The organism is Streptomyces sp. NPDC058307 (assembly GCF_042880295.1).
GTDB lineage: Bacteria > Actinomycetota > Actinomycetes > Streptomycetales > Streptomycetaceae > Streptomyces.
The window spans coordinates 1-6,443 of sequence record NZ_JBHVYZ010000064.1; the positions used below are offsets into that span (position 1 = coordinate 1).

Sequence of the window (6,443 nt, forward strand, 5' to 3'; positions counted from 1 at the left end):
GTACCGCGCCAAGACGGTCGAGCTGCAGGAGGAGGCCCGCCGGCTGCGCGGCGAGGCCGAGCAGCTGCGCTCCGAGGCGGTCGCCGAGGGCGAGAAGATCCGCGCGGAGGCCCGCAAGGAGGCCGTCCAGCAGATCGAGGAGGCGGCCAAGACCGCCGAGGAACTGCTCTCCAAGGCCAAGGCGGACGCCGACGAGCTGCGCCAGAGCGCCACCACGGACAGCGAGAAGGTCCGCACCGAGGCCATCGAGCGCGCCACCACGCTGCGCCGGCAGGCCGAGGAGACCCTGGAGCGCACCCGCAACGAGGCCGAGCGGCAGCGCGCCGAGGCCGTCGAACTGTCCGAGGAGATCACAGCCGCCGCCGAGCGGGCCGCGGGCGAGCTGCGCGAGGAGACCGAGCGGGCCATAGAGGCACGCCGTGCCGAGGCCGCCGACGAGCTGGCCCGGCTGCGCACCGAGGCCGAGGAGCGTCTCGCCGCCGCCGAGCAGGCCCTGACCGAGGCGCGCGCGCAGGCCGAGCTGATCCGCCGCGAGGCCGCCGAGGAGACCGACCGGCTGCGCGGCGAGGCCGCCGAGCGGATCCGCACCCTTCAGCAGCAGGCCGAGGCGGAGGCCGACCGGCTGCGCACCGAGGCCGCGTCCGACGCGTCCGCCTCCCGCGCCGAGGGCGAGGCCGTCGCCGTACGGCTGCGCACCGAGGCCGCCACCGAGGCGGAGCGGCTGAAGACCGAGGCGCAGGACACCGCGGACCGGGTCCGGGCGGAGGCGCAGACCGCCGCCGAGCGGATCACCACCGAGGCGTCCGAGACGCTGGCCGCCGCCCAGGAGGAGGCCAACCGGCGCCGCCGCGAGGCCGAGGAGTACCTCGGCTCGGCGCGCCAGGAGGCCGACCAGGAGCGTCAGCGGGCCCGCGAGCAGAGCGAGGAGCTCCTCGCCTCCGCCCGCAACCGGGTCGAGGAGGCCCAGGCCGAGGCCGTACGGCTGGTCGAGGAGGCGGACCGGCGGGCCACCGAGCTGGTGTCGGCCGCCGAGCTCCACGCGCAGCAGGTGCGGGACTCGGTCGCCGGGCTGCACGAGCAGGCGCAGGAGGAGATCACCGGGCTGCGCTCCGCCGCCGAGCACGTGGCCGACCGCACCCGGCGCGAGGCGCAGGAAGAGGCCGACCGGGTCCGTTCGGACGCCTACTCCGAGCGGGAGCGGGCCAGTGAGGACGCGGCCCGGATCCGGCGCGAGGCCACCGCGGAGACGGACGCCGCCAAGGCCCTCGCCGAGCGCACCGTCTCGGAGGCGATCGCGGAGGCGGAGCGGCTCAGGTCGGAGTCGGCCGAGTACGCCCAGCGGGCGCGCACCGAGGCCTCGGACGCCGTCGCCCAGGCCGAGCAGGACGCCTCACGCACCCGGGCGGACGCCCGTGAGGACGCCAACCGCATCCGCTCGGACGCGGCGCGGCAGGCCGACACCCTCATCACCGAGGCGCGCAACGAAGCGGAGCGGCTCACCGAGGAGACCCTCACCGAAACCGACCGGCTGCGCACGGAGACGGTCGCCGAGGCGGAGCGGGTCCGCGCGGAGTCGGTCGCCAGGGCCGAGCAGTTGATCGGCGAGGCCACCGGCGACGCGGAGCGGCTGCGGGCCGAGGCCGCCGACACGGTCGGGCAGGCGCAGCAGCACGCGGAGCGGATCCGCAGCGAGGCCGAGCGGGTCAGGGCGGAGGCGGCGGCCGCGGCCGAGGAGCTGGTCAACTCCGCGCGCGAGGAGGCCGACCGCACCCTCGACGAGGCCCGCAAGGACGCCAACAAGCGGCGTTCCGAGGCGGCCGAACAGGTCGACACGCTCATCACGGAGACCGCCGCCGAGGCGGACAAGCTGCTCACCGAGGCGCAGCAGCAGGCGCTCAAGACCACCACGGACGCGGAGGCGCAGGCCGACACCATGGTGGGCGCGGCCCGCGCGGAGGCCGACCGGCTGGTGTCGGAGGCGACGGTCGAGGGCAACGCGCGCGTGGAGAAGGCCCGTACGGACGCGGACGAGCTGCTCGTCGGTGCCCGCCGGGACGCCACCGCTATAAGGGAGCGGGCCGAGGAGCTGCGCGACCGGATCACCGGCGAGATCGAGGCGCTGCACGAGCGGGCCCGCCGGGAGGCCGCGGAGACCATGAAGTCGACCGGCGACCGCTGCGACGCGCTCATCAAGGCCGCGGAGGAGCAGCTCGCGAAGGCGCAGGCGAAGGCCAGGGAGCTGGTCTCGGAGGCCAATTCGGAAGCCGGCAAGGTGCGCATCGCCGCGGTCAAGAAGGCCGAGGGGCTTCTCAAGGAGGCCGAGCAGAAGAAGGCCACGCTGGTCCGGGAGGCCGAGGAGCTCAAGGCCGAGGCGATCCGCGAGGCCAGGCGCACGGTCGAGGAGGGCAAGCGCGAGCTCGAGGTCCTCGTCCGCCGCCGCGAGGACATCAACACCGAGATCTCCCGTGTCCAGGACGTCCTGGAGGCGTTGGAATCCTTCGAGGCTCCATCGGCGGGCAAGGACGGCGGCGTCAAGGCGGGCGCCGCGGTCGGCGCCCCTCGTTCGGGTAAGCCGTCGGACAGCTGACCGACTGGTCGGAATCCGGTGCCGTCTGGGGCCTTTGACCAAGTTTTTGGCAAGCCGTCCCGGGGTTAGCCACTCAAAAGGGGTGTCATTCTCCAGATCAAACACGTATCCGCTCGATGACACACCGCTTCGGCCCCTAGGATTCCCCCTATCACCTCACCGGTCTCATTTGACAGGAACCCCATGAGCGACACTTCCCCCTACGGCTTCGAGCTTGTGCGGCGTGGGTACGACCGCGCTCAGGTGGACGAACGGATCTCCAAGCTCGTCTCCGACCGTGACAGCGCTCTCTCCCGCATCACCGCCCTGGAAAAGCGCATCGAGGAGCTCCACCTCGAGACGCAGAACGCCCAGGCCCAGGTGTCCGACGCCGAGCCGTCGTACGCCGGCCTCGGCGCGCGTGTCGAGAAGATCCTCCGCCTCGCCGAGGAGGAGGCAAAGGACCTGCGCGAGGAGGCCCGTCGCGCGGCCGAGCAGCACCGCGAACTCGCCGAGTCGTCGGCCCAGCAGGTCCGCAACGACGCAGAATCGTTCGCTGCGGAGCGCAAGTCCAAGGCGGAGGACGAGGGCGTCCGGATCGTCGAGAAGGCCAAGAGCGACGCGTCCCAGCTGCGTTCCGAGGCCCAGAAGGACGCGCAGTCCAAGCGTGAGGAGGCGGACGCCCTCTTCGAGGAGACCCGCGCCAAGGCCGCGCAGGCCGCCGCCGACTTCGAGACGAACCTCGCCAAGCGCCGGGAGCAGTCCGAGCGCGACCTGGCCTCGCGTCAGCAGAAGGCGGAGAAGCGTCTGGCGGAGATCGAGCACCGCGCGGAGCAGCTGCGCCTGGAGGCCGAGAAGCTGCGCACCGACGCCGAGCGCCGCGCCCGCCAGACGGTGGAGACCGCGCAGCGCCAGGCCGAGGACATCGTGGCCGACGCCAACGCCAAGGCCGACCGCATCCGTTCGGAATCCGAGCGGGAGCTGGCGGCTCTGACGAACCGTCGCGACTCGATCAACGCCCAGCTGACGAACGTCCGCGAGATGCTCGCCACGCTGACGGGCGCCGCGGTGGCCGCCGCGAGCACCCCGGCCGACGACGAGCCGATCTCCCGTGGGGTTCCGGCCCAGCAGTCCCGGTAACACCGCCTGACGGCACCAAGGGCCCGCACCTTCTCCCCCGACAGGTGCGGGCCTTCGGCGTGTCCGGGGCCGGATATTCACCTTTCCCGTCGCCTCCGTTTGCCCATACGGTTGGCATCTGCCGGACGCCGCACCTAGCGTGGTCCGCATGATCGAGCTGGCGGGACTGACGAAGCGGTACGGCGAGAAGGTGGCGGTCAACAATCTGACCTTCACCGTCAGACCCGGCATCGTCACGGGCTTCCTCGGTCCCAACGGCGCCGGCAAGTCGACCACCATGCGCATGATGCTGGGCCTGGACCGGCCCACCGCCGGGGACGTCCGCATCGACGGCAAGCACTACGACCAGCTCAAGGACCCGCTCACGTACATCGGCGCCCTGCTGGACGCCAAGGCCACGCACGGCGGGCGCAGCGCCTTCAACCACCTGCTGTGCCTCGCGCAGAGCAACGGCATCCCGAAGAAGCGGGTGCACGAGGTCCTCGACACGGTCGGTCTCACCGCCGTCGCGAGGAAGAAGGCCAAGGGCTTCTCGCTCGGCATGGGCCAGCGGCTCGGCATCGCGGGCGCGCTGCTCGGTGATCCGCGGATCCTGATGTTCGACGAGCCGGTCAACGGGCTGGACCCCGAGGGCATCCACTGGATCCGCAACCTGATGAAGTCCCTTGCCGCACAGGGCCGTACGGTCTTCGTCTCCTCCCACCTCATGAGCGAGATGGCGCTGACCGCCGACCACCTCGTCGTCATCGGCCAGGGGCGGCTGCTCGCCGACACCTCCATGGCCGACTTCATCGCGCAGAACTCGCGGTCCTACGTCCGTATCCGCACCCCGCAGCGCGAGCGGCTGCTCGACGTGCTGCACGCGGCCGGGGTCACCGTCGTGGAGGCCGGCAACGGCACGCTGGAGGTCGACGGCAGCAAGTCCGAGTACATCGGTGAGCTGGCCGCGCAGCACCAGATCGTGCTGCACGAGCTGAGCCCCCAACAGGCCTCCCTGGAGGAGGCGTTCATGCAGCTGACCGCGGAGTCGGTCGAGTACCACGCCCACAGCGACGCACCCGTCGAGGCACCGCAGCAGCAGCCGTGGGGCAACGGCTGGAAGGGGAACTGACCATGGCGGCGACCCAGGTCATCCGCTCCGAGTGGACCAAGATCCGGTCGGTGGCCTCCACGGTGTGGACGCTCTCCCTCGCCGTGGTCGTCACCATCGGACTCGGCATCCTGATCTCGGCCCTGTCGAAGAACGAGTTCGACAACATGAGCCGCGAGGACAAGCTCTCCTTCGACCCGACCTTCATCAGCTTCGCCGGGATGAGCCTCGGACAGCTCGCGATGATCGTGTTCGGGGTGCTCGTCGTCTCGAACGAGTACAGCACCGGCATGATCCGCACCTCGCTTGCCGCCGTACCGCAGCGCGGCACCTTCCTGGCCAGCAAGATCGTGGTGGCCACCGGGCTCTCGCTCGCCGTCGGCCTCGTCACCAGCTTCGTCACCTTCTTCCTCGGGCAAGCGATGCTCGGCTCCCACCGGGCCGAGATCGGTGACCCGGGCGTCCTGCGGGCCGTGATCGGCGGCGGCGTCTACATGACTCTCATCGCGATGTTCTCGATGGGCGTCGCCGCGATGCTGCGCTCACCGATGCTGTCGCTGGGCATCCTGATGCCGTTCTTCTTCCTGATCTCCAACATCCTGGGCAATGTCTCGGCGACGAAGAAGATCGGCCGGTTCCTGCCCGACCAGGCCGGCAGCAGGATCATGCAGGTGGTCACGCCGATCGACGACGACACTCCCTACGGCCCCTGGGGCGGGCTCGGGATCATGGCGCTGTGGGTGGTGGCGGCGCTGATCGGCGGTTATGTCCTGTTGAAGAAGCGGGACGCGTGACGCGACAAGCCTTTGCTTTCATTTGAGCGGAACCGTCAGCGTCCCGATAAGCTCCTAACCCTTACGGGGGCGTGTGCCCCGCTGTCCTGAACCTTGCGATGGGTGCGGAGCATGATCGAGGCAGTCGGCCTGACCAAGCGCTACGGCGACAAGACCGCTGTGTACAACCTTTCCTTCCAGGTGCGTCCCGGTATCGTCACCGGCTTCCTGGGCCCCAACGGCTCGGGCAAGTCGACGACCATGCGGATGATCCTGGGCCTGGACAACCCCACCTCGGGGCGGGTGACGATCGGCGGCCACCCGTATCGCAGGCTGCCGAACGCGGCCCGGCAGGTCGGTGCGCTGATCGACGCCAAGGCCGTGCACGGCGGCCGGGCGGCCCGCAACCACCTGCTGTGTCTGGCCCAGCTGTCCGGGATCCCGGCCCGCCGGGTGGACGAGGTGCTGGGCGTGGTCGGCCTCCAGGACGTGGCCAGGAAGCGTTCCAAGGGCTTCTCGCTCGGCATGGGCCAGCGGCTCGGCATCGCGGCCGCGCTGCTCGGCGATCCGCAGGTGCTGCTCTTCGACGAGCCGGTCAACGGGCTCGACCCCGAGGGCATCCTGTGGGTGCGCAACCTGATGAAGGCGCTGGCCGCGGAGGGCCGTACGGTCTTCGTCTCCTCCCACCTGATGAGCGAGATGGCGCTGACCGCGGACCATCTCATCGTCATCGGGCGCGGGCAGCTGCTCGCCGACATGAGCATCCAGGACTTCATCGCCGCGAACTCCGCGGGCTTCGCACGCGTGCGCACGCCCGACACCGAGCCGCAGCTGCGCGAGAAGCTGTCGTCCGCGATCACGGAGGCGGGCGGGC

Annotated in this window: 5 protein-coding genes; all 5 read left to right on the forward strand. The window is 71.0% G+C overall.

Annotation, left to right across the window (positions count from 1 at the left end; genetic code table 11):
- A partial coding sequence (gene scy, locus ACFVYN_RS33235) for a polarized growth protein Scy (RefSeq protein ID WP_390005478.1) occupies positions 1-2,587 on the forward strand: 2,587 nt, incomplete at its 5' end.
- A 183-nt stretch (positions 2,588-2,770) separates the two neighbouring features.
- A complete protein-coding gene (locus ACFVYN_RS33240; protein WP_352391250.1) occupies positions 2,771-3,706 on the forward strand; it encodes a cellulose-binding protein in 936 nt (311 codons plus the stop codon).
- Positions 3,707-3,854: 148 nt separating this feature from the next.
- Positions 3,855-4,817: an ABC transporter ATP-binding protein gene (locus ACFVYN_RS33245; RefSeq protein WP_390005480.1), complete on the forward strand. Its 963-nt coding sequence runs from the start codon at positions 3,855-3,857 to the stop codon at positions 4,815-4,817.
- 2 nt (positions 4,818-4,819) lie between these two features.
- On the forward strand, positions 4,820-5,590 hold the full coding sequence (locus tag ACFVYN_RS33250; protein WP_390005482.1) for an ABC transporter permease: 771 nt from the start codon (positions 4,820-4,822) through the stop codon (positions 5,588-5,590).
- A 111-nt stretch (positions 5,591-5,701) separates the two neighbouring features.
- Positions 5,702-6,443 (forward strand): ABC transporter ATP-binding protein (locus tag ACFVYN_RS33255; protein WP_390005484.1); only part of this gene is annotated, 742 nt, incomplete at its 3' end.